At 74.1% G+C, this 20,702-nt stretch carries 19 protein-coding genes; 10 read left to right on the top strand and 9 right to left on the bottom strand.

Features of this window, described 5'->3' with window-relative positions:
- Window positions 1-17: 17 nt before the first annotated feature.
- On the bottom strand, window positions 18-296 hold the full coding sequence (locus tag ABZ621_RS03520) for a hypothetical protein (protein WP_360600251.1): 279 nt from the start codon (window positions 294-296) through the stop codon (window positions 18-20).
- A gap of 21 nt (window positions 297-317) precedes the next feature.
- A complete protein-coding gene (locus ABZ621_RS03515; protein WP_360600249.1) occupies window positions 318-1,115 on the bottom strand; it encodes a PspA/IM30 family protein in 798 nt (265 codons plus the stop codon).
- Window positions 1,116-1,397: 282 nt separating this feature from the next.
- On the opposite strand from ABZ621_RS03515, the gene ABZ621_RS03510 reads away from it, so the two are divergent.
- The 3 genes from ABZ621_RS03510 to ABZ621_RS03500 all read left to right on the top strand — a co-directional run bounded on the left by ABZ621_RS03510 (window position 1,398) and on the right by ABZ621_RS03500 (window position 4,100).
- Window positions 1,398-2,000 (top strand): DUF3043 domain-containing protein, encoded by a 603-nt coding sequence (locus ABZ621_RS03510; protein WP_360600247.1) that lies wholly within the window; start codon window positions 1,398-1,400, stop codon window positions 1,998-2,000.
- A 65-nt stretch (window positions 2,001-2,065) separates the two neighbouring features.
- Window positions 2,066-2,842, top strand: coding sequence for a methyltransferase domain-containing protein (locus tag ABZ621_RS03505; protein WP_360600807.1), 777 nt, complete (start codon window positions 2,066-2,068; stop codon window positions 2,840-2,842).
- 163 nt (window positions 2,843-3,005) lie between these two features.
- On the top strand, window positions 3,006-4,100 hold the full coding sequence (locus ABZ621_RS03500; RefSeq protein ID WP_360600245.1) for a trypsin-like peptidase domain-containing protein: 1,095 nt from the start codon (window positions 3,006-3,008) through the stop codon (window positions 4,098-4,100).
- 60 nt (window positions 4,101-4,160) lie between these two features.
- Here ABZ621_RS03500 and ABZ621_RS03495 read toward each other — a convergent pair whose 3' ends face one another.
- Window positions 4,161-4,367: a hypothetical protein gene (locus ABZ621_RS03495; RefSeq protein ID WP_189945085.1), complete on the bottom strand. Its 207-nt coding sequence runs from the start codon at window positions 4,365-4,367 to the stop codon at window positions 4,161-4,163.
- Between the two features lie 92 nt (window positions 4,368-4,459).
- Here ABZ621_RS03495 and ABZ621_RS03490 point away from each other — a divergent pair, with 92 nt between their 5' ends.
- The 4 genes from ABZ621_RS03490 to ABZ621_RS03475 all read left to right on the top strand — a co-directional run bounded on the left by ABZ621_RS03490 (window position 4,460) and on the right by ABZ621_RS03475 (window position 9,434).
- The gene (locus ABZ621_RS03490; protein ID WP_360600243.1) at window positions 4,460-5,662 is read left to right on the top strand and encodes a bifunctional adenosylcobinamide kinase/adenosylcobinamide-phosphate guanylyltransferase; all 1,203 of its coding nucleotides are present in this window, start codon (window positions 4,460-4,462) and stop codon (window positions 5,660-5,662) included.
- 82 nt (window positions 5,663-5,744) lie between these two features.
- Window positions 5,745-6,824 carry a nicotinate-nucleotide--dimethylbenzimidazole phosphoribosyltransferase gene (gene cobT, locus ABZ621_RS03485; protein WP_360600805.1) on the top strand — a complete coding sequence of 360 codons (1,080 nt, stop codon included), beginning with the start codon at window positions 5,745-5,747 and terminating at the stop codon, window positions 6,822-6,824.
- 112 nt (window positions 6,825-6,936) lie between these two features.
- On the top strand, window positions 6,937-8,727 hold the full coding sequence (locus ABZ621_RS03480; protein ID WP_360600241.1) for a phosphatidylglycerol lysyltransferase domain-containing protein: 1,791 nt from the start codon (window positions 6,937-6,939) through the stop codon (window positions 8,725-8,727).
- Window positions 8,728-8,735: 8 nt separating this feature from the next.
- A complete protein-coding gene (locus ABZ621_RS03475) occupies window positions 8,736-9,434 on the top strand; it encodes a hypothetical protein (RefSeq protein WP_360600239.1) in 699 nt (232 codons plus the stop codon).
- Here the strand turns inward: ABZ621_RS03475 and ABZ621_RS03470 are convergent.
- Complete coding sequence (locus ABZ621_RS03470; protein ID WP_360600237.1) at window positions 9,374-10,138, bottom strand: hypothetical protein; 765 nt, start codon at window positions 10,136-10,138, stop codon at window positions 9,374-9,376. The two genes, ABZ621_RS03475 and ABZ621_RS03470, sit on opposite strands and share 61 nt — an antisense overlap.
- Before the next feature lie 76 nt (window positions 10,139-10,214).
- Here ABZ621_RS03470 and cobS point away from each other — a divergent pair, with 76 nt between their 5' ends.
- Together cobS and ABZ621_RS03460 are read left to right on the top strand one after the other, a co-directional pair.
- On the top strand, window positions 10,215-10,979 hold the full coding sequence (gene cobS / locus ABZ621_RS03465) for an adenosylcobinamide-GDP ribazoletransferase (RefSeq protein WP_360600235.1): 765 nt from the start codon (window positions 10,215-10,217) through the stop codon (window positions 10,977-10,979).
- A 68-nt stretch (window positions 10,980-11,047) separates the two neighbouring features.
- Window positions 11,048-12,232 (top strand): hypothetical protein, encoded by a 1,185-nt coding sequence (locus ABZ621_RS03460; protein ID WP_360600230.1) that lies wholly within the window; start codon window positions 11,048-11,050, stop codon window positions 12,230-12,232.
- A 17-nt stretch (window positions 12,233-12,249) separates the two neighbouring features.
- Here ABZ621_RS03460 and ABZ621_RS03455 read toward each other — a convergent pair whose 3' ends face one another.
- From ABZ621_RS03455 to ABZ621_RS03435, 5 genes are read right to left on the bottom strand one after another with little or no spacing between them, the layout of a single operon-like run.
- Window positions 12,250-13,041 (bottom strand): endo alpha-1,4 polygalactosaminidase, encoded by a 792-nt coding sequence (locus ABZ621_RS03455; RefSeq protein WP_360600228.1) that lies wholly within the window; start codon window positions 13,039-13,041, stop codon window positions 12,250-12,252.
- Entirely contained in the window at window positions 13,038-13,658 is a 621-nt protein-coding gene (locus ABZ621_RS03450; protein WP_360600227.1) for a spherulation-specific family 4 protein, read from the bottom strand. The genes ABZ621_RS03455 and ABZ621_RS03450 overlap by 4 nt, the downstream gene beginning before the upstream one ends.
- A gap of 13 nt (window positions 13,659-13,671) precedes the next feature.
- Complete coding sequence (locus ABZ621_RS03445; protein WP_360600225.1) at window positions 13,672-15,105, bottom strand: hypothetical protein; 1,434 nt, start codon at window positions 15,103-15,105, stop codon at window positions 13,672-13,674.
- On the bottom strand, window positions 15,102-16,637 hold the full coding sequence (gene pelF / locus ABZ621_RS03440; protein WP_360600223.1) for a GT4 family glycosyltransferase PelF: 1,536 nt from the start codon (window positions 16,635-16,637) through the stop codon (window positions 15,102-15,104). The genes ABZ621_RS03445 and pelF overlap by 4 nt, the downstream gene beginning before the upstream one ends.
- A 28-nt stretch (window positions 16,638-16,665) precedes the next feature.
- Window positions 16,666-18,759: a hypothetical protein gene (locus tag ABZ621_RS03435; protein ID WP_360600221.1), complete on the bottom strand. Its 2,094-nt coding sequence runs from the start codon at window positions 18,757-18,759 to the stop codon at window positions 16,666-16,668.
- Window positions 18,760-19,053: 294 nt separating this feature from the next.
- On the opposite strand from ABZ621_RS03435, the gene ABZ621_RS03430 reads away from it, so the two are divergent.
- On the top strand, window positions 19,054-20,559 hold the full coding sequence (locus tag ABZ621_RS03430; RefSeq protein ID WP_360600219.1) for a leucyl aminopeptidase: 1,506 nt from the start codon (window positions 19,054-19,056) through the stop codon (window positions 20,557-20,559).
- Window positions 20,560-20,702 lie beyond the last annotated feature (143 nt).

Here is a 20,702-nt window from a genome sequence, read left to right as displayed (position 1 = left end):
GTCCGGTGTGGCCACGCCTAACCGGGGATCAGGCCGTCGTCCGAGAGCATCTCGCGGACTTCGTCCAGGGTCGCGTCCGGGGACGGGAGGATGAGTTCCGAGGGTTCCAGGGCGTCGTCCGGGAGGGGGGCGCCCAGGGTGCGGACGGCGTCGAGGAGGGCCGCCAGGGTGCGGCGGAAGCCCTCCTCGTCGCCCGATTGCATCTCGCGCAGCAACTCGTCGTCGAGCTTGTTCAGCTCGGCGAAGTGGCTGTCGGCCAGCTCGCGCTGGCCCTCCCCCATGATCCGTACGATCATGACGCGTCCTCTGCCGGTCGGCTACTGCTTGTCGAAGCGGGGGTGGTTCTGCTGCTGGTTCTGCTGCGGAGTGCCCGTGGCGCCGCCCTCGATGGCCTGCTGCTGAGCGGAGGGGCCCCCGGCCAGCTCGGCCTTCATGCGCTGGAGCTCCAGCTCGACGTCCGTGCCGCCGGAGAGGCGGTCCAGCTCGGCCTGGATGTCGTCCTTGGCGAGACCCGACTGGTCGTCGAGGGCGCCGGAGGCGAGCAGCTCGTCGATGGCACCGGCCCGGGCCTGGAGCTGGGCCGTCTTGTCCTCGGCCCGCTGGATGGCGAGGCCGACGTCGCTCATCTCCTCGGAGATGCCGGAGAAGGACTCGGCGATCCGGGTCTGGGCCTGGGCGGCCGTGTAGGTGGCCTTGATGGTCTCCTTCCGGGTGCGGAAGGCGTCGACCTTGGCCTGGAGGCGCTGCGCGGCGAGGGTGAGCTTCTCCTCCTCGCCCTGGAGCGTCTGGTGCTGCACTTCGAGGTCGCTGACCTGCTGCTGGAGCGCCGCCCGGCGGGACAGCGCCTCGCGGGCGAGGTCCTCGCGGCCGAGGGCCAGTGCCTTGCGGCCCTGGTCCTCCAGCTTGGCGGACTGGCCCTGCAGCTGGTTCAGCTGGAGTTCGAGCCGCTTGCGGGAGGTGGCGACGTCGGCGACACCGCGGCGCACCTTCTGCAGCAGCTCCAGTTGCTTCTGGTAGGAGTAGTCGAGCGTCTCGCGCGGGTCCTCGGCCCGGTCAAGGGCCTTGTTCGCCTTCGCGCGGAAGATCATCCCCATACGCTTCATGACACCGCTCATGGGCTTCGCGCGCCCCCTTCTGACGGACTCGGCACCAGCTCTTCGTCAGGATCCACAGTACGGTCCCTGCCTCCATTACCGCACTGTTCGGAGCGGGATGCGCTCCTCCCCAAGGACGACTGCGGCACCTCCCGTCTCCGGCGGGAGGAGTAGAAGGATCTCGGGGAGACCCCTGGCGTGCCCTGCGTCCTCGTGTGCGTACCGGCTACGACGCCGGCTGTGAGCGGATCGTTCCCTCCCGGGCTGGGGTTCCATGCCCGCTACCCCGTACCCTTGGGTTTTGTGTTCCGTAGCCGTTCGAAGGATGAGAAGGCCCCCACCGAGAAGGTGACGGCGGACCTCTCCAAGCAGCCCCGCGACCCCGAGGCCCCCAAGGGCCGCCCGACCCCGAAGCGGAGTGAGGCCCAGACCCAGCGCCGTCGTGCGCAGAGCGCCCCGCTCGACCGCAAGGACGCCGCCAAGCGCCAGCGTGAGGCGCGGCGAGCCGACCTGACGCGTCAGCGCGAGGCGCTGAACAGCGGTGACGAGCGTTATCTGCCGGCCCGTGACAAGGGCCCGGTGCGCCGGTTCGTGCGCGATTTCGTCGACTCGCGGTTCGCGATCGCCGAGTTCTTCCTGCCGATGGCCGTGGTCATCCTCGTGCTCTCGCTCTTCGGCAACACCAACCGTTCGCTGCAGAACATCTCGCTGCTGCTGTGGCTCGGTGTGATCGTCCTGATCATCATCGACTCCATCGGCATCTGGATCCGTCTGCGGAAGCAGCTCAACGAGCGCTTCCCGAACGAGCCGAAGCGCGGCGCGATCGCCTACGGCCTGATGCGCACGCTCCAGATGCGCCGTCTGCGGCTGCCGAAGCCGCAGGTCAAGCGCGGAGAGCGGCCCTGAGCGCGGACGGCTCGGTCTCCGGCGGCCACGCGTTCGGCGTGGCCGCCACCGGGGCGGGCGCTCCCGTGCTGCCCGCGGTCGTCCACTGGCCCGCCGGTCACGGCGGGCTGCGGGACACCATCCGGCAGGAGATCGTCGCCCGTCAGGTCGACGAGCAGATAACCGGCCGCTACCCGGTGGGACAGCGGCTGAGGATCCTCGACGCGGGCATGGGGGCCGGTACGCAGGCGCTGCGGCTGGCCCGGGCCGGGCACACCGTCACGGGCCTGGAGTCCGACCCCGAGCTGCTGAAAGCGGCCCGGGAGTCGCTGGCGACCGAGCCGGCCGGGATCCGCGAGCGGGTCCGGCTCATCGAGGGCGACGGCCGCGAGACCGGCGTCCACTTCCTGCCCGGCAGTTTCGACGTGGTGCTGTGCCACGGCGTGCTCATGTACGCCGACGAGCCGGACGCGCTGCTCGCGGGCCTGGCCCGGATGCTGGCGCCCGGCGGCCTGCTCTCCCTGGTGGTACGGAACGCGGACGCCCTCGCCATGCGGCCGGGGCTCGCCGGGGACTGGGCGGGCGCGCTGGCCGGCTTCGACACGGACGTCTACCAGGACGACGACGGCGTGAAGGTGCGGGCCGACCGCCTCGACGCGCTGACGGCGACGCTCGCGGGGATCGCGGCGCCGCTGCACGCCTGGTACGGGGTGCGGGTCTTCACCGACGGCGTCCCGCCGGAGGCGGGGCTGCCGGCCGCCGAGGAGCTGGAGCGGCTGCTCGCCGCCGAGGAGCGGGCGGGCCGGACGGATCCGTACCGGCGGGTGGCGGCGCTGCTGCACCTGTGCGGGGTGCGGGGCTGAGCCCGTCCCCCGTGGCCTGAGGGGCCGGTGCGCCGACGCGGCGCGCCGGCCCTTTTCCGTATCGCCTGCTCCCGGTCCCTACCCCTGCCCGGTCTTCCGGGACGTACGCCTGATCGGCGGCGTCCACCGGGACGAAGAAGGGGACGGAACGGATACTCCGGACATGGATGCCTCCCGTGCCCGCTCCCGTGCCCGCTCCCGACGTCTCGTCCTGCCCCTCGCCGCGGGGATCTGCGCCGCCGCGCTGACCGCGGGGTGCTCGTCCGGCTCCGGTTCCGGTTCCGGCGCGGCCGACGCGCCCGAGCGGACCACCGCGCAGGCGGCGCCGCTCGCCGCGAACGACCTCCAGGACGACTACCAGGCCGTCATCAGGAACGTCCTGCCGTCGGTGGTGCAGATCGAAGCCTCGGAGAGCCTCGGCTCCGGCGTCGTCTACGACGACAAGGGGCACATCGTCACCAACGCCCACGTGGTCGGCGAGGAGACGTCCTTCCAGGTCACCGCCGCCACCGGCGGGCAGCCGGTGGCGGCCCGGCTGGTCGCGGCCTATCCGGAGCAGGACCTCGCGGTGATCCGTCTGGAGTCGGTGCCCGGCGGGCTCAAGCCGGCCGAGTTCGGCGACTCGACGGAAGTGCAGATGGGGCAGATCGTGCTGGCGATGGGCTCTCCGCTCGGGCTGTCCGGCAGCGTCACCCAGGGCATCGTCTCGGCCACCGGCCGGACGGTCAGCGAGGGCCGGACCGGCGGCGGCACCGGGGCGACCATCGGGAACATGGTGCAGACCTCGGCGGCGATCAACCCCGGCAACAGCGGGGGCGCGCTGGTCGACCTGGACAGCCGGGTCATCGGCATCCCGACGCTGGCGGCGAGCGACCCGCAGATGGGCGGCGGCGCGGCGCCCGGCATCGGCTTCGCGATCCCCTCGTCGATGGTGCGGACGGTCGCCGACCAGATCATCGAGGACGGCAAGGTCACCGACTCCGGCCGGGCCGCCCTCGACATCACCGGCCGCACCCTCCTGGACGACGAGTACGAGCCGACGGGCGTGGCCGTCGTGGAGGTCGAGGCCGGCGGGGCGGCGGCGGACGCCGGGCTGCGGGCGGGCGACGTGATCACCCGGCTCGCCGACGACGACATCACGACGATCACCTCGCTCGCGGAGTCCCTGGCGGACCGCAAGCCGGGAGACGAGGTGGACGTCACCTACGTGCGGGGCACGGCGACCCGCGAGGCGGAGGTCACGCTCGGCGAGATGTGAGCGGCCCCCGGCCCCGCGGGCCGCGTGCGCGGCGGTCCTACTCCCCCGCGTCCAGCGGTCCTACTCCCCCGCGTCCAGGGGCATCGGGCCGTAGATCTTGACGGTGTCCTCGGAGAGGGTCGCCTGGTCGGCGCCGCCGGCGAGGAGATCGCGCCAGTGCTCGCCCAGCCAGCTCTCGGCGTCGCCCTGCGTGGTGAAGTCCTCCGGGGTCACCACCGGGGTGACCTCCGTGCCGTCGGACTTCTCGAACCGCCACGTCCATGCCATGTCCGCCTCCTGGGGCTCACCGGATGATCGGTTTCCTGCCCGCAGCGTAGCCGGGCGAGCACCGCGCGCGGGGGCGCGGGAGGATTCAGAGCGTGGAACTGACTCTGCTCGGCACCGGCTCCCCGCTCGGCCTGCCCCGCCCCGACTGCCCCTGCGCGGTGTGCGCGTCCTCCCGCGGCGCACGCGCGCGTGCCGCGACCGCGCTCCTCGTGGACGGGGCTCTGCTGCTCGACCTCACCCCGGGGGCGGCGCTCGCCGCGGCCCGTGCGGGGCGTTCGCTGGTGGGGGTGCGGCAGGTGCTCCTGACGTATCCGCACGACGGTCCGCCGGTGGAGCTGCCGGCGGGGCTGCCGACGGCCGGGCGGGTGCCCGACGGGCGGGAGCTGACGCTGATCAGCGGGCACCGGGTGCGGGCGGTGCCGATGGACTCGCCGGGGACCGGCTACGAGGTGGTGTCGGCCGAGGGCGAGCGGCTGCTCTACCTGCCGCGCGGCGGGGCGCCGGCCGGGCTCGCGGAGAACCACCAGGAGCCGTACGACCTGGTGGCGGCGGACGTGACGGGCCGTCCCGACGCGCTGGCCCGGCTGCGGGCGAGTGGTGCGGTGGGGCCCGGCACGGAGGTGATCGCCGTCCATCTGGACCATGACGCGCCGGCCGGCGGCGAGCTGGACCGGCGGCTCGCGGCGGCCGGGGCGCGGGCGGTGCCGGACGGGACGGTGCTGTACCTGGGCGAGTACCACGAGCTGCCGGTGGTGCCGCGCCGGACGCTGGTGACGGGCGGGGCGCGGTCGGGCAAGTCGGTGGAGGCCGAGCGGCGCCTGGAGACCTTCCCCGAGGTCGTGTACGTGGCGACCGGCGGGACCCGCGCGGGCGACCCGGAGTGGGCGGAGCGGGTGAGCCTGCACCGGGAGCGGCGGCCGGGCTCGTGGCGTACGGCCGAGACCACCGATCTCGTACCGCTGCTCGCGGAGGAGGGGCCGGCGCTGCTGATCGACTGTCTGTCGCTGTGGCTGACGGACGCCATGGACCGGGTGGGCGCCTGGGACGACGCCGTCTGGGCGGACGGCGGACAGGCGGCGCTGCGGGAGCGGACGGCGGAGCTGGTGGCGGCGGTGCGGGCGACCCGCAGGACGGTGGTGACGGTGACGAACGAGGTCGGCTCGGGCGTGGTTCCGGCGACGGCGGCGGGGCGGCGCTTCCGGGACGAGCTGGGGCGGCTCAACGCGGCCTTCGGGGACGAGTGCGAGCAGGTGGTCCTCGTGGTCGCCGGTCAGACCCTGGTGTTGCGCGGGTAGGGTGCTGATCCCGAAGGAGCCGGTCCCTACGGACCTGTGCCGAACCTCGCTGATGTCACAAGGCGGATGACCGATGGACCCCCTGAATCTCGACGACTTCTCCGATCTGATCGAGCGCCCCGACGGCGGGATCCGGCGTGACGCCGAGGAGCGCCGGGAGCGGCTCGCCGTCCGCGCGGGCGCGCTCGGCCGCCTCGACGAGCTGGGCGAGTGGCTGTCGGCCGCCCAGTCTGCGGTGCGGGTGCGGGCGATCGCGCAGCCGAAGGTGGTCGTCTTCGCCGGTGACCACGGCATCGCCGCGCAGGAGGTGTCGGGCCGCCCGGCCGGGACCGCGCACGTCCTGGTCAGGGAGCTGCTCGACGGGGAGAGCCCGCTGGCGGTGCTGGCCCGCTCGATGGACGTGCCGGTGCGGGTCGTGGACGCGGGCCTGGACTGCGACCCGGAGCTGCTGCCGGAGTCGGTGACCCGGCACCGGGTACGGCGCGGCAGCGGCCGGATCGACGTCGAGGACGCGCTGACGCCGGAGGAGACCGAGGCGGCGGTGCGGCTCGGGATGGCGATCGCCGACGAGGAGGCCGACTCGGGCACCGATCTGGTGGTGCTCGGCGATCTGAGCGTGGGCGGTACGACCCCGGCGTCGACGCTGATCGCGGCGCTGTGCGGCACGGACGCCTCGGTGGTGACGGGGCGCGGCGGCGCGGGGATCGACGACCTGGCGTGGATGCGCAAGTGCGCGGCGATCCGGGACTCGCTGCGGCGGGCCCGGCCGGTGCTCGGCGACCAGCTGGCGCTGCTCGGCGCGGTCGGCGGGGCGGACCTGGCGGCGACGACCGGCTTCCTGCTGCAGGCGGCGGTGCGGCGGATGCCGGTGATCCTGGACGGCGTGGTGGGCGCGGCCTGTGCGCTGGTGGCGCAGCGGGCGGCGTTCCGGGCGCCGGACTGGTGGCTGGCGGGCCAGGTGTCCGGGGAGCCGGCGCAGGCGAAGGCGCTGGACCGGATGGCGCTCAACCCCCTGCTCGACCAGGGCGTCCTCGTGGGTGAGGGAACCGGGGCACTGCTCGCGCTTCCCCTCGTCCGGGCCGCGGCGGCGCTCGCCGCCGAGCTGCCCGAGCGCCCGGAGCCGACCGCCGCGGGCGCGGCCGCCCCCGCCGGGGCGGTCTGACGGGGAGCGCACCACCGGAATCGGTGAGGCCCGGAGGCGGCCGTCCGCGACGCGCGGACGGCCGCCTCCGGCGTCGCCGCATGGCAAGCGGTGCCCCATATGATCGCTTTTCATGGGAGAGGTCCGTTTGTCCGCCGAAGGAACGCCCCGGGGCACCGACCGCTCGCGGCGGAGTGCCGCGTTCGCCGTCTGGTACCTCCGCGCCGTCACGTTCGTCAACCTCCTGAGCGCCGTCTGGGTCTCCTTGGGACAGGACCTGCGCCGGCACAACGAGGATGACTACTTCACGCCGTACATGCTGACGGCGGGCTTCGCCTCCGGCGTCTTCACGCTCTTCCTGGCGATCACCATGCGCCGCCGCAAGCGGGCCGCCTGGATCCTCAACACGGTGCTGTGCGGGCTGTTCCTGCTGCTCTTCGCGCTGGTGATGATCTTCCCCGAGGTCCGGCAGCACGCCCAGAACTGGATCTCGCTGACCCTGACCGCGGCCTTCTTCGCCGCGCTGCTGCTCGGCCGCAAGGAGTTCTACGCGAAGGGCGACCGCTCCAACCCGCTGCTCGCGGCGGTCGTCGCCGTCGGCGGCCTGCTCGTCACCTCGCTGCTCGCCGCCCTCCTGGTGACCGTCACCAACACGGCCACCACCGGCACCTCCACCTTCCTGGAGCGCTGGCGGTACGGCGTGATGCGGCTGATCACGCTGGCCACGGACGACTCCCGCTTCCCCGCCATCACCACCCCCGGCTGGGTCGACGTGGTCATCAACGTGATGTCCACGCTGCTGCTCTTCGCGGTGCTCTTCGCCGCCTTCCGCTCCCGCCGGGCGGTCGACCCGCTGACCGAGGAGGACGAGGAGCGGCTGCGGGCGCTGCTCGACAAGCACGGGGAGCGGGACTCGCTCGGCTACTTCGCGCTGCGCCGCGAGAAGAGCGTGGTCTGGTCGCCGAGCGAGAAGGCCGCCATCGCCTACCGGGTGGTGGGCGGGGTCTCGCTCGCCTCCGGAGACCCGATCGGCGACCCCGAGGCCTGGCCGGGGGCGATCGAGCCGTGGCTCGCCGAGGCGCGGGAGCACGGCTGGATCCCGGCGGTGATGGGCGCGAGCGAGGAAGCCGGGGTGATCTACGCCCGGCACGGTCTCGACGCCCTGGAGCTGGGCGACGAGGCGATCGTGGAGACCGACGAGTTCACCCTGGACGGGCGGGCGATGCGGACCGTGCGGCAGGCGTACAACCGGGTCAAGCGGGCCGGGTACGAGGTGCGGATCCGGCGCCACGACACGATTCCCGCCGAGGAGATGGCGGAGCTGCTGCGCAAGGCCGACGACTGGCGGGACGGCGCCACCGAGCGCGGCTTCTCGATGGCGCTCGGCCGGCTCGGGGACCCGCGCGACGGGCAGTGCGTGATGCTGGAGTGCACCGACGGGACCGGCGAGCTGCGGGCGCTGCTCTCCTTCGTGCCATGGGGGCCGAAGGGGCTCTCGCTCGACCTGATGCGGCGTGACCGGGACTCCGAGAACGGGCTGATGGAGTTCATGGTGATCGAGCTCCTCCAGCGGGCGAAGGAGATCGGGATCACTCAGGTCTCACTGAACTTCGCGATGTTCCGTTCCGTCTTCGAACGCGGCTCGAAGCTCGGCGCGGGACCGGTGCTGAGGCTGTGGCGCTCACTGCTCAGCTTCTTCTCCCGCTGGTGGCAGATCGAGTCGCTGTACCGGGCCAACGCCAAGTACCGACCGATCTGGGAGCCGCGTTTCATGCTCTTCGAGAAGAGCGCCGACCTGCCGCGCATCGGCGTCTCCGCCGGGCGCGCCGAGGGCTTCCTGGAGGCGCCCCGGCTGCTGGGGGCACCCCCTGGACGAAGTCCTCGGGGGCGGCTGCACCGCAAGCATCTGGCGGGCGGGCGTTGAGCCCCGCCGTGCGGCGGTTCGCCCGGCGCGAGTGGGGGCCGCTTCTCGCCACCGTACGGGGGGAGCTGTCGGCCCGGCGGTGGGGGGCGGTGCCGCTGACGCTGTCGGCGGTCTGCCTGACCGCGCTGTTCCAGTTCGCGCAGAACCAGGAGTGGGGGTACGGGCCGGTCCAGGCGATCGGGGCCGTACGGGCCGAGGACCCGCTGTGGCTCGCCCTCCTGCGGACCCCGCTCTCGCTCTTCGTCCCCGCGCTCGACCTGCCGGTCTGGGGCGCGCTCGCGCAGGTCCTGCTGGTCTTCGGGATCGCGGAGCTGTGCCTCGGGCGGTGGCGGACGCTGGGGATCGCCTATCTGGCGACGCTCTGCGGGACGCTGTACGCGCGCGTGGGCATCGCCCTGGGCCCCGACACCCCCTTCGGGCTTCCGGCCTCCGACGCGCGGGTGGTGGACACCGGCCCGTCGGCGGCGGTGGTCGGCCTCGCCGTCTACGTGTGCTGGCGCAAGCGCGCGTACTGGACGGGCGCGGCCGTCGTGGTGGCGATGGTGGTCGAGGTGGTCGTCAAGCCGAACCTCGCGGGCAAGGAGCATCTGGCGGCCATCGCCGGGGTGCTCGCGCTGATGGCCTTCCTGGCCTGGCGGAAGCGGGGTCAGGGGGCGTCGGAGCCGCGGCCCGGGACGCGTTCCTGGAAGCCGCCGATCAGGTCCTGAACCCTCCGCCGCACCCGGGTCCAGCGTTTGTCGTGCCGGTAGGCGCGGACCGTGCCCCGCGCGCGTGCCCGGTGGCGGCGGCTGTAGAAGCGCCGCCACCACCAGGAGCCGGGGCGGGCGAGGCGGACGGCGCCGACGATCGCCACGAACGGCACGAAGACCCCGACGAGCGCCATCCGCAGCTTGCCCTTGACCAGGGCGACCAGGATGAGCAGGAAGTTCAGGGCCAGGGTGAGGAGGAAGCTCACCCGGTCCTGGCGCTCCTCCTCGGTGACGTCGTCGACGCCGAGCGGCGAGAAGCCGCTGAGCGGCAGCAGCACGAGCGCGGCGGTGAGCACCACGACCTCGACGCTCTGCCGGCCCTCCTCCGACCAGTACACGTCGTCGAGATGGAGGATGAGCGCGAACTCGTCCAGGACGAGCCCGGCGCCGATCCCGAAGACGACGGCGAAGGCCGCGGCGCCGAGGCCGTGCCGGCCGCTGGCGACCGCGCCGAAGCCGCCGAGCACGGTGAGGACCACGCCGGGCACGACGTGATGGATGTGGACCCCGCCCGAGGAAACGTTCCGGAACGGGCCCTTCCCGGCGCGGATCAGCCGGGTGACCGTCCGGGTGACCAGGAAGGTCAGGACGAACGAGGTCAGCGCGAGGAGCATCGGCAGCTTCCCCGGCTCCAGGATGTTGCGGGAGAACCAGTGACCCATGCCACCCCGTTCTGAAATGCACCTCTTGTCCGTTAGGCGCAATCTACCGTCCTGATCCGGCGATTACCCTGCCCGGATGGACGGCCTGCGTTTCGCCTTCGGCACCCTCACCGTGTTCCCCGCCCGCATCACCCGCTGGGACCGGGACGCGGCGCGCGCCGGCATGCTCTGCGCGCCGCTCGCCGGACTCGTCGTCGGCCTGGTCGCCGCGGCGGCCGGCGGGGTGCTCCTCCCCCTCGGCTCGGGCCCCCTCGTCGCCGCGGTCGTCACCGTCGCCGTCCCCGCCGTCCTCACCCGGGGCCTCCACCTCGACGGCCTCGCCGACACCGCCGACGGCCTCGGCAGCGCCAAGCCGGCCGAGGACGCGCTGCGCATCATGAAGCAGTCCGACATCGGCCCGTTCGGCGTCATCGCCCTCGTCCTCGTCCTGCTCGCGCAGGTCGCGGCCGTCTACGAGCTGTACGGGGAGGGCTGGGCGCACGGGGCGGTCGCCGCCGTCCTGGCGGCCACGGTCGCCCGGCTCGCCCTCACCCACGCCTCCCGGCAGGGCGTCCCCGCGGCCCGGCCCGAGGGCCTCGGCGCGATCGTCGCCGACACGGTGCCGGTCCGCTCCGCGACCCTCTGCACCGCCGCCGTCCTCCTCCTCGCCGCCGCCTCCGGCCTCCTCCTGTCCCCGTACGACGCCGTCCACGCCGTCCTCGCCGCCGGCGCGGGCCTGGCCGCCGCCGCGCTCCTCCTCCGCCGCTGCGTACGCCGCTTCGGCGGCGTCACCGGCGACGTCTTCGGCGCCGTGGAGGAGACCGCCGCGACGGCGACCCTGGTGGCGCTGACGCTGGGCTGAGCGCCGGGGTGACCGCTTCGTGATCTCCCGGCGGGCAACCATCTCCCGCTCCACCGGGTCATCAGGGCATGAACAGACGCCGCTCCGCCGCCCGTTCCGCCGTACTCGCCACCGTCGCCGCCCTGCTCCTGGGCGCCTGCACCGGCTTCGGCGGGGACACCGCAGCCGCGCCCCCCGCCCACCCTGTCTTCTCGGCGCCGCCGGCCCGCCAGGTCTTCCTCGCCCTCCGGCACACCCAGGAGACCGGCGGCGCCTCCCTCCGGCAGAGCGTCACCTTCACCTCCGGACGGACCACGGCCGTGCAGACCGTCACCGGCCGGGTGGACTTCGCCGGCGCGCGCGGCGAGGCGTCGAGCGACTGGCGGATCGCCCCCGGTTTCCCCGAGACCGCGCGGGACACGCTCCTCGGCCGCCTGGCCGCCCTGGAGACCGGCACGGCACGGGGGCGGTACACCGTCGACACGCGCGCCATCCACTTCCGGGCCGGCTCCGCCGGGTACTGGCTGCGGTACGAAGGCGACATCGAACCGCACTGGGGCATCGACTCCGTCAGCCACCTCCGGGGCACCGAGAGCGCCGTCGGCGGCACGCTCCTGGAGGTGCTGAGCGGCGTGCGGCCGAAGGCCGGGGGCGGGGCCGTACCGGGCGGCGGCCGGACCTACCGGGCGGACTTCCCGCTCGCCCACGCCTACGCGCTCTTCCCAGAGGATCTGCGGAACGAGCTGGCGCCGGAGCCGCTCTTCGCCGGCTCCGGCGGCGCGCCCGTCCCGGTGACGGTCGAGGTCGACGGCGAGGGCCGGATCGTACGGGCGAGGGCCGACCTCGCCGCCGTCCTCCCCACCACGAAGGACAGCGCGCTCACGGAGGTGACCGGGCTCCGAATCGACCTGACCCTGGGCGACTTCGGCCCGCCCACGCCTGCCGTCGGCACCGCCCCGGACGGGCGGGTCCTGGACGCCGCCCGATCGGTCGTCTCGCTGTACGAGGCCGCGCCCGGGAGCTGCGTGGACCTCGACACGGGGATGCGCCACCGCAGGCTGGTGACCCGCGTGTCCTGCGACGGCCGCCACGACGTCAGGATCACCGGGCAGCACGAGCTGGACGGCGCCTACCCGGGACCGGACGCCGTCCGGGAGCGCGCCGCGCGTGCCTGCGCCGACGTGAAGGGGCCCCGCACCTGGCACGCCTGGTCGTCCCCGGCGGAATGGCGGGAACGCGGCAAGGGCTCGGTCACCTGCTTCCGGCTCTCGTAGCCCCCGGCCCCTGGGCCTCAGCAGGACTGCCGCCAGGCGTCGAGTGCGTAGCGCTTGCGGAGGGAGCTGAGGCCCAGTTCGCGGGCCTGGGGGCAGAACTGGGGCAGGGTCAGTTCGTACTCGGCGTGGAAGACGGGTTTGCCCGCGGCGACGAAGGGGGCCAGGAGCTCGCACTCGGCGTACTGGGCGCACTGCTCGTTGACCGCGAAGTCGAAGTCGGGGAGGAGCTGGGGGATCTGGTCGAGGTCGTTCTTGAGGCCGACGGCCAGGCCGCGGTCGTGGGCGAGGCGGGCGATGAGGCGGTTGTAGGCGAGCTGGTCGGCGGCGGTCAGGGGGAAGCCGGTGCGGTTGCGGTAGCCGTCCATGTTGTCGGGTTCGACGGCGTCGAAGCCCTTGGCCCGGCACATCTCGACGCGTTCGGCCATGAGGGGTTCGAGGACGTCGGTGCGGCGGATGTCGAGCCAGCGTTCGCCGGCCCAGCCGTTGCTCCTGCCGAGGACGGACTTCGGGAAGCGGTCCGCGTCGGGGCGGAAGTCCTCCCAGGCGCCGGTGGAGAGGTAGCAGATCACCTTCCGGCCGCGGCGGTGCAGGTCGGCGACGGTGGCGGCCGAATGGTCGAAGCCGTCGATGTCGTAGACGGGGACGTCGACGGTCGGGTCGAGCCGCCCGCTGAGCTGCCACTGCCAGGCGAGCCCGGCCGTCGGACGCCAGCGTTCCGTCTCCTCCGGCTTGGGGTCGGGGGCGGGGGTCGTGGTGCAGGCCGTGGCCAGCAGGAGGAGGGCCGCGAGGAGCGGCAGGAGGCGTCTCACCGGGCGGGCTCCGGGATCCCGTGCGGCAGGGTCCCCCAGGGGTGGGCGCCCGTGCCCGGCACCGCGCAGTGGATCTCGGTCGCGGGGCGGAAGCCGGGCGGGGCCGCGTAGACGAGGTGGCAGTGGTGCGGGGCGGCCGGCAGGTCGAGGGTGCGGTAGGTGTCCCAGGGGCCTTCGAAGGTGACCAGCAGGTCGGCGAGTTCGGCGTATCCGTCGTCGGGGTGGGTGCCGTGGTTGAGGACGAGGGTCGCCGCGCCGGCGGCCCGCGCGGCGACGGCGAGACGGCGGTAGTGCGGGAGGGCGTCGGGCGCGGTCGCGACCTGGTCGAGGAAGGCCCCGTCGGCGCCGTACCAGTCGCGGTGGCGGAGCAGGTCGGCGACGACCTCGGCGTGCGGGCGGCGGCCGTAGGCGGTGTCCGCGTAGCCGAGGATCCGCACGCCGGCGGCGCGCAGCCGCTCGGCGGCCTCGGCGAAGGCCGGGTCGGGGGCCTCGCCGGCGCCGTCCGCCGGATTGAGGACGACCCCGTGGAGGGCCGGCGCGGCCGCGAACAGGGCCGCCCAGCCCTCGGGGCGGTCGGCGGGGTGCTCGTAGAACGGCACGAGGAGGGAACGTTTCACGGGCGGTGCCCTTCTAGAGGCGGTGGGCGGTCGGTCGTACCAGCAGAGCACGGGTGAGGACGGCCAGCGCGACGGCCGCCGCCCCGGCGGCGAGCGTGCCCGCCGCCGGTTCCAGGGTCTGCGCGGCGGCGGCCAGCAGGCAGACGGCCGCCGCGCCGAGGACGGCGCCGAACGCCTGGAGGAGCAGCCCCAGCCAGAGCACGGTCCCGAGGAGCAGCAGGGTGAGCAGGCGCTCCGGCGTCGGCCAGGGGGTGTCCGGCCAGAGCAGGGTGGCGGCGAGGAGGAGACCGAGGAGCACGGTCAGGTAGCCGCCGAGGCAGAGGACGAGGGTGCCGGTGACGGCGCGGCGGAACTCGCGGGCGGTGGTGAGGGTGCGCAGCCGGGCGAGGCTGCCGCCCCGGAAGCGGTGCAGCAGCCATTCGGCGGGCCCCATGGAGAGGGTGAGCGCGATGACCGCGCCGCTGCCGGTGGCGAGGGCGTCGCCGAGTCCGGCGTACAGCACGAGGACGCCGCTGCCGAGGCCGAAGAGGCCGTACGGGACGGAGGCCGCGAGCGGCGGTCCGCCCCGCCCGGCGGCGCCGCGCGCGGTGCCGGGGCCCAGCGCGTGGGCGGCGACCAGGCAGGCGGCGGTGAGCGAGAGGGCCGGCAGGGCGACGCGCAGCGGGCCGGGCAGGTCCCAGCGGAGGGCGGGGAGGGCGCCGAGGAGCGGCAGCAGGGCGGCGAGCAGGGCCCGTTCGCGGCCGAGGACGAGGAGGACGGTGGCGGCGCCGAGGTAGAGGGACTGGCCCGCGGCGAAGACGGCGGCGGGGAGTTCGCCGTCGCGGGCGGCGGCGAGGGCGACGGCGGTGCCGGCGAGCGCGCCGGCCGGGGCTCCGGTGAGCAGGGCGCGGGCGGCGGCGGCCCGGTCGCCGAGGCCGAGCCAGGTGTGGGCGCGGTGGGAGAGGGCCTGGTTCCAGACCCAGCCGGTGACGGCCCCGGCGAGCAGCGGCACGGTGCCGGCGGGCAGCCCGTACCGCCCCTGCGGTCCGGCGAGCAGCGGTCCCGCGAGGACGTAGGCGAGGCCGGGCAGCGCGAAGACGAGGCCGCGCAGCAGGCAGGCGCCGAGCCCTTCGGCGGGGCCCGGGCCGCTCCGCTCCTTCCCGGGCGGCTCGGGGTGGCGCCGGGGCACGCGCGCGTACAGGTCCTCGGCGAGCGCGAAGGAATCGTTCCGCCCGTAGGTGAGCCGGATGTGGTCGTCGGTCATGCCGTCCGATTCGAGCAGCGCGGCTATCTCGTCCGGATGCACGGCGGCCGCCACGAACGCGTCGAGCCGGCCGGCCAGCTCGTCGAGCGGGTCGGGCGCGGTGCCGGGTCCGTCGTGCGCATGGGGTGTCCGGTGGCCCGGGCGGGGGAGGACCGGCAGGGACGGGGGTGTGGTCGGGGGTTTCAGCCAGAGGGAGCCGCTCATGCCGGGGTGCCTTCGGGGACTCGGGGCGCGCCTCGGCGCGGGGACGGGATGCTGACGCGCAGCGGCGGGGCGGCGGGCGCCGGGGCGGCGCGGGGGGCGGCGAGTTCGCGGTAGATGCGGCGGAAGCCGTCGACCGAGCGGTGCAGGGTGAACTCGTCGATCACCCGCTGCCGGGCCTGCCGGCCCAGCTCGGCGCGGCGGGCGCCGTCGCGCAGCAGGGCGGAGGCCGCGGCGGCCATGACGGCCGGTTCGCGGGGCGGGACGACGACGCCGGCGTCGCCGACCGCCTCCCGCACCCCTCCGACGTCCGTCGACACGGTGGCCCGGCCGCAGGACATGGCCTCGATGAGGGAGAAGGGGAAGCCCTCGCTGATGGAGGAGAGCATCACCACGCTGCCGGCCGAGTAGGCGGAGGGCACGTCGGAGACGCGGCCCTCGAAGGAGACGCCGTCGGCGACGCCGAGTTCGGCGGCGAGCTTCTCCAGGAGGGTGCGGTAGTCCTCGTTCCCGGCGGGGACGGGGCCGAAGAGGCGGAGCCGCAGCTCGGGGAGTTCGGCGCGGGAGATCGCGTACGCCCGGATCAGGGTCTCCAGGTCCTTGATCGGGTCGATCCGGCCGCACCAGCTGAGCGTGGGGGTCTCGGGTTCGGGTCCGGCCTCGGGGAAGAGGGCCGGGTCGACGCCGTTGTAGACGGTGCGGATGCGGTCGGCGGGGGCGCCGCCGCGCTCCTCCCAGCGCCGGTTGTACTGGTTGCAGGGGGTGATGAGGTCGGCCTGGCGGTAGCCGAGGGAGTTGAGCTCGCGGTAGAAGCCGAGCATGAGGGCCTTCACGGGCCAGCGCTGTGCCTCGGTGCGGTAGCCGAGGTAGCGCTCGCGGAGGTAGATGCCGTGTTCGGTGAGCAGGAAGGGCACCCCTTCGAAGTGCTGCGCGGCGAGCGCGGGCAGGGTGGCGAGGCCGCTGGAGACGGCGTGCGCCACGCTGCCGTCGGCTATCCGGGCGCCGAGCGGCCGCAGCGCGTGTTCGAGCAGGTCGGTGGCGGTGAGGGCGTCGTGGACGGTGGGCCCGGCGGCACGCGTCGGCAGGTGCGGCATGGTCCAGATCCACATGAGGGAGCGCAGGGCCGCCTCGGAGCGCAGCGCCGGGGTGAGCCGGCCCTCGCGGGCGAGGGCGGCCAGCTCGTACAGGGGCCCGGCGAGGTCGTGGCCGGCGTCCGGGTCGAGCAGGGCGAGCAGGAAGTGCTCGTAGGAGGCGAGGAAGCGGCGGCGTGCGCGCCCCCGCGGGGGCCGGCGCGCCCGGGTGGGCGCGGCCGGTCCCCGCGGGTGGCCCCAGAGGGGGAACGCGGTGTGCCGGGTGACGTTGGGCGGCAGCTCCCAGGTGACGGGTTCGCGGCCGCTGCCGGTGAGGGCGAGGATCTCGAAGGTGACCTCGGGCATGCCCCGGACGAGCTGGTCGCACCAGGTGCTGACGCCGCCGTGGACGTGCGGGTAGGTGCCTTCGGTGAGCATGGTGACGTGACGGCCACTGCTCGGCATGGTGTGTGTTCCCCCCAGAACGTGCTGGTCAGGCGGTCGGGAGCTGGAGTGTGACGGCGGTCTGGAGCAGCTCGGGCGCGGTCCACGCCGAGCGGCTTCCGGCGTAGGCGGTGCCGAAGGCGGTGGTGCCGAGGACGAGTTGCTTGCGGGTGCCCTCGGGTGCGGTGAGGGGGACCTGGACGCCGGAGGGTGCCTTGACGGTGACGGTGGTGCCGATGCGGTAGGCGGTGACCTTGCCGGCGGCGAGCGCGGCGTCCCAAGCGTCGCGGCGGGTCAGCTCGGTGCCGACGTCCTTCTGACGGGGGTTCACGATCGGGGTGTTCGCCGCGAAGAGGGCCCGGTAGTCGGCGAGGACCTTGTCGAGGACCGGGTAGAGGAGGCGCTCCTCGGCCAGGTTCGACTGGTGGACGTAGTGCGGCCGGGGGTCGTTGGCGACGACGTGGCCGAGGGCGGTGCGGGCCTCCTGCGGGACGATGTGCGCCGCGTAGCCGGTGGCCGTGTCGAGCGGGGCGGGCAGGCAGGTGGAGGCCGGGTTGTCCTCGCAGATGCCGCTGCCGCCGTCGGCGCGGGAGGTGTAGATCCAGTTGTACTCGTCGGCCATCTCGGCGGCGGTGCCCACGTTGTAGTACACGTTCATGGGGTGCCGGGGCACGGTCTTCGCGGCGCCGACGGCCCGCTGGCGGGGCTCGCGGGAGTTGTCGCTGGCCGTCCACTTCACGCCGTTGTCGGCGAGGGCGCCGGCGAGGTTCGGATTGTCGACGGGCTGCTGGGGCAGGGTCTTCAGGCCGGAGTGCTCGCCGGTGACGAGTTCGGAGCGGTCGACGGAGATGCCCTTGCCCACAGCCCAGTTGACGTTGTTCCGGATCTGCGCGGAGAGCTCGGCGCGGCTGACCCAGAGGGTGCTGCCGGAGGCGTCGGTGGCGCACCGCCAGGGGACGGTGGTGTTGTCCTGGACGCAGCCGAGGTAGGGGTGGGTGTAGGTGTGGTTGATCCAGCGGTACTGGGCGCGGTCGGCGATCAGCCGGGCGGCGAGCGGGTCGCTGCCGCCGTGCTCGGTCTTCCACTGCTCGCCCTGGCCGCCGTTGTAGACCATGTCGAGGGTGAAGCCGGAGGCCTTCTGCCAGGCGGCGGCGTAGGTGGCGTCCGCGGCCGTCATCCGGATGGGGTTCTCGGCCTCGGGGTCTCCGCCGACGCAGTCGAGGTCGCCGGGGGTGCAGTCGCGGACGGTGTCCCAGCGGGCGTCGGGGGCGAAGACGTCGTCGACGTGGACGGAGAGGTAGTTCCGGGACTGCCCGAGGTGGACGCCCTGGGTGAGCCATTCGACGATGCCGCGGGAGAGGGCGCGGAACTGCCGCTGGTGCTGGTTGTAGGCGAAGGTGACGACGAGTTCGCGGCGCCCGTCGGCGGCGTACTCGCCGACCAGGCTGGCCCGGCCGCCCTCGGTGCCGTCGACGGGGATGTCGACGTAGCTGGTGAAGCCGGTCCGGGGGCGGCCCGCGTAGCCGTAGCTCTCGGAGACCGACGGGTCGTTGTCCTCGAAGGTCAGGCTGCCGGCGAGGTAGCCGAAGGGGCCGGCCTTCCCGGCCGGGGTGACGCCGGCGGTGACCCCGTCGAGGACGCCGGACCAGCCGCCGTCGGTGGTGTAGTCGAGGCCGACGCCGGGGTGGGACCAGGTGTACGCGTCGACCTGCCGGACGCCGAAGGTCCGCTCGTACGTCTGGAGGGCGGTGTGCTCGGCGGAGTCGGGGCCGAAGGCGGTCTCGTGGGGCAGGACGACGCCCTGGTACTTGGCGCGGGGCCGGCCGTCGACCGTGTCGCTGAGGAAGGCGGGGGTGAGGACGGGCCGGTTCGGGTCGTTCAGGTCGACGGTGCGGTACGGGACGCCGGAGCCCTTCAGCTCGGCGGTGATGGCCTCGATGGCGGTGCCGCCGTCGTCGACGACCAGGACGGTGAGGTCGATCCGGGGCGCGGGGGCGGCCGCGGCCTGCGCGGACGGGACCACGGTGGCGAGGAGCGCGGCGGCGGCGAGCGCCCCGGCGGTGCGGCCGGCGCGGTGCGGCACCGTCCGCTTGCCGGAGGTGCTCGGCGCGGCCGCGGGCGTGCGGGATCTGTTCGCGTGCATGGTGTGGTGTCCCCCCTCGGCAGGGCCCCCGGTTCGGGGGTACCTGTGGAGATGAAGCGAAGGCGTGAAGGCCGCGCTTGTGCGAATGAGGCGAGTGTGGCGTCGGCACGACAGCCGGAAGGACAAACATGAAAGAGACACCTCGGATGAGTGAATCGAAGCCGCGGTGAGCGAACCGGGTGAGCGAGCGTAGGCTCGTTCTCGGCGCTCATCGGGCCGAAATACGATGCGGCGGGCTCGGTCGGCCCATCCCTCGACCGCCACAGAACTCAATGGAAGCGAGAATTCACCACCGTGACTGCTCTCACTCTCAGCACTGCCGGAGCGGCGACGCTGCGTGCCGACGCCCTCGTCGTCGGCGTCGCGAAGGCCGGGAAGACGCTGGTCGTCGCCCCGGGCGCGGAGGCCGTCGACAAGGCGTTCGACGGCAGGCTCGCCGCCGTCCTGGAGACCCTGGGCGCCTCGGGTGGAGAGGGTGAGGCGACCAAGCTGCCCGCGCCCGCCGGCCTGAAGGCCCCCGTCGTGCTCGCCGTCGGCCTCGGCTCCGCCCCCGAGGAAGGCGAGTCGTACGACTCCGAGACCCTGCGCCGCGCCGCCGGCACCGCCGCCCGCGTCCTGTCCGGCACGAAGAAGGCCGCGTTCGCGCTGCCGGTCGCCTCGGCCGAGGCCGCCGGCGCCATCGCCGAGGGCGCGCTGCTCGGCGCGTACTCCTTCGACGCCCTCAAGGAGCAGAAGGACGGCAAGAAGCCGCTCGCCGAGGTGGCGCTGCTCGGCGCCAAGCCGCGCGACAAGGCCCACAAGGCCGCCGCGGACCGCGCTCTCGCCGTGGCCGAGGAGATCAACCGCGCCCGCGACCTGATCAACATGCCGCCGAACGACCTGTACCCGGCCACCTTCGCCGCCGCCGTCCAGGCCGCCGGCAAGGAGCACGGCCTCAAGGTGCAGGTCCTCGACGAGAAGGCGCTCGCCAAGGGCGGCTTCGGCGGCATCCTCGGCGTCGGCGCCGGCTCGGTGAACCCGCCGCGCCTGGTCCGCGTCGCCTACACCCACCCGAAGGCGGAGCGGACGCTGGCGCTGGTCGGCAAGGGCATCACCTACGACTCGGGCGGCATCTCCCTCAAGCCGGCCGGCCACAACGAGACGATGAAGTGCGACATGAGCGGCGCCGCCGCCGTGTTCGCCACCGTCGTCGCCGCGGCCCGCCTCGGCCTGGAGGTCAACGTCACGGGCTGGCTCGCCCTCGCCGAGAACATGCCGTCGGGCTCCGCCACCCGCCCGGGTGACGTCCTGCGCATGTACGGCGGCAAGACCGTCGAGGTCCTGAACACCGACGCCGAGGGCCGCCTCGTCCTCGCCGACGCGATCACCAAGGCGTCGGAGGAGCACCCGGACGCGATCATCGACGTGGCGACGCTGACCGGCGCCATGGTCCTCGCACTGGGCGAGCGCACCTTCGGCATCATGGCCAACGACGACGACTACCGGACCGCGATCCACGAGATCGCCGGTGAGGTCGGCGAGCAGTCCTGGCCGATGCCGCTCCCCGCGGACCTGCGCAAGACCATGGACTCCCCCACCGCCGACATGGCGAACATGGGCGTCCGGATGGGCGGCGGCCTGATCGCCGGCCTGTTCCTCCAGGAGTTCGTGGGCGAGGGCATCACCTGGGCGCACCTGGACATCGCGGGCCCCGCCTTCCACGAGGGCGCCCCGTTCGGCTACACCCCCAAGGGCGGCACCGGCTCCTCGGTCCGCACCCTGGTCCGTCTCGCCGAGCTGACGGCGGCCGGCGAGCTCTGAGCCGGCGGCCGGACCGGCCGAGGTGACGGAAGGCCCCGGACGCTGCGGCTCCGGGGCCTTCCGCCGTTGTTCGCCGACGACGAAATCCGTAGCTTCGTACGCCTGCTCGGGCGGCCGGACGGAGGATCGCCCGGTCTCATCCA

The sequence above is a fragment of the Streptomyces sp. NPDC007863 genome (genome assembly GCF_040633895.1).
Classification (GTDB): Bacteria; Actinomycetota; Actinomycetes; order Streptomycetales; family Streptomycetaceae; genus Streptomyces.
This window is presented reverse-complemented; position numbering and strand designations above follow the sequence as displayed.

Excerpts from the sequence above, each read along its gene's own strand:
- ABZ621_RS03520 (WP_360600251.1), bottom strand. The coding sequence starts at position 296 with ATGATCGTACGGATCATGGGGGAGGGCCAGCGCGAGCTGGCCGACAGC.
- ABZ621_RS03515 (WP_360600249.1), bottom strand. The coding sequence starts at position 1,115 with ATGAGCGGTGTCATGAAGCGTATGGGGATGATCTTCCGCGCGAAGGCG.
- ABZ621_RS03500 (WP_360600245.1), top strand. The coding sequence starts at position 3,006 with ATGGATGCCTCCCGTGCCCGCTCCCGTGCCCGCTCCCGACGTCTCGTC.
- ABZ621_RS03495 (WP_189945085.1), bottom strand. The coding sequence starts at position 4,367 with ATGGCATGGACGTGGCGGTTCGAGAAGTCCGACGGCACGGAGGTCACC.
- ABZ621_RS03480 (WP_360600241.1), top strand. The coding sequence starts at position 6,937 with ATGGGAGAGGTCCGTTTGTCCGCCGAAGGAACGCCCCGGGGCACCGAC.
- ABZ621_RS03470 (WP_360600237.1), bottom strand. The coding sequence starts at position 10,138 with ATGGGTCACTGGTTCTCCCGCAACATCCTGGAGCCGGGGAAGCTGCCG.
- cobS (WP_360600235.1), top strand. The coding sequence starts at position 10,215 with ATGGACGGCCTGCGTTTCGCCTTCGGCACCCTCACCGTGTTCCCCGCC.
- ABZ621_RS03460 (WP_360600230.1), top strand. The coding sequence starts at position 11,048 with ATGAACAGACGCCGCTCCGCCGCCCGTTCCGCCGTACTCGCCACCGTC.
- ABZ621_RS03445 (WP_360600225.1), bottom strand. The coding sequence starts at position 15,105 with ATGAGCGGCTCCCTCTGGCTGAAACCCCCGACCACACCCCCGTCCCTG.
- pelF (WP_360600223.1), bottom strand. The coding sequence starts at position 16,637 with ATGCCGAGCAGTGGCCGTCACGTCACCATGCTCACCGAAGGCACCTAC.
- ABZ621_RS03435 (WP_360600221.1), bottom strand. The coding sequence starts at position 18,759 with ATGCACGCGAACAGATCCCGCACGCCCGCGGCCGCGCCGAGCACCTCC.